The sequence below is a fragment of the Pseudomonas sp. MT92 genome, from assembly GCF_058792515.1.
In genome coordinates, this window is record NZ_JBXAFA010000048.1 from 1 (window position 1) to 1,214 (window position 1,214).

At 61.1% G+C, this 1,214-nt stretch carries 1 protein-coding gene; it reads left to right on the forward strand.

Annotated features, from left to right (window positions below):
• The first annotated feature begins 175 nt into the window (after nucleotides 1-175).
• A complete protein-coding gene (locus AC1Q6D_RS33115) occupies nucleotides 176-1,045 on the forward strand; it encodes an HD-GYP domain-containing protein (protein WP_223198360.1) in 870 nt (289 codons plus the stop codon).
• Nucleotides 1,046-1,214 lie beyond the last annotated feature (169 nt).

The following is a 1,214-nucleotide window of genomic DNA, read 5'->3' on the forward strand; positions in this document are numbered from 1 at the left end:
AGAGCCCAGAGCCCAGAGCCCAGAGCCCAGAGCCCAGAGCCCAGAGCCCAGAGAATTGTCGGAGGAGCAATCTCTGCCGTCTAGTCCACTAAGCAAGAAAAGTGACGGCGCAACCTCAATGGAGAGCGAAATGTGTTATGCACGGAAACTCTGTCTTGCGGCCAAGTCCCAAGTCATGGACATGTTCCAGGAAGCCCGGCTTGGCAAGGCCGTCGACCCAAGCACGACGTTGCCGCTGGTCGGAGAAATCGCTGCCTCGGTGCTGCGCCAACCTCATGCCCTCATCAGCGTCGCACGCATCAAAACGCACGACGATTACACCTACCTGCACTCGGTTGCCGTCTGCGCCCTGATGCTATCGCTGGCCCGGCATCTCGATCTAGACGAGGAGCAAACGCGCCTGGCTGGCATCGGCGGACTGATGCACGACCTAGGCAAGGCCGCGATGCCGCTGGAAGTGCTTAACAAACCAGGCAAGCTCACCGATGCCGAGTTCGCCATCATGAAGCGCCACCCTGTGGAGGGCGCAAAGATGCTGCGCGCAGGCGGGGCCGAGCCCGGGGTGGTGGACATTGCCCTGCACCATCACGAGAAGATCGACGGAACCGGCTACCCGGATCGCTTGGCCGGTGACGCCATTTCACTCCTGGCCCGCATGGGCGCAATCTGCGACGTCTATGATGCCGTGACGTCGGAGCGAGCCTACAAAAAGCCGTGGGACCCGTCCGCGGCGATGCGGCAGATGGCCAAGTGGGAGGGCCATTTCGACAAACGCATCTTCCACGCCTTCGTCAAGGCCGTGGGCATCTACCCCGTCGGCTCCTTGGTTCGCCTGTCCTCTCAGCGTCTGGCCGTTGTCGTTGAGCCGGGAATGGAATCACTGCTGACTCCCAAGGTTCGCGTGTTCTTCTCGCTACGCTCGAGAGAGCCGATCCCGATGCAGACCATCGACCTGGCGGCCACGAGTTGCAAGGACAGTATCACTGGCCCCGAAGACCCGACGCTCTGGAACTTCAAGAACCTCGACGACTTGTGGATGGAATAGCCCCCACAAAACGACGGCCCCGTGAGGGAGCCGTTGAACATCGTCGAGCGATGCCCGTCCAGGGAGGGATGGCCGAGCTCGATTCTCCAGAAGGTAGCTGGTGACACGAGTGTTGAGCCCACCCAACTAGGGTGACGGAAATTTCTGGGGTTCCGGCTTACATCCCCAG

Bases quoted from the DNA above. Each gene is read 5' to 3' on its own strand.
- AC1Q6D_RS33115 (WP_223198360.1), top strand. From the start codon at position 176: ATGGACATGTTCCAGGAAGCCCGGCTTGGCAAGGCCGTCGACCCAAGC.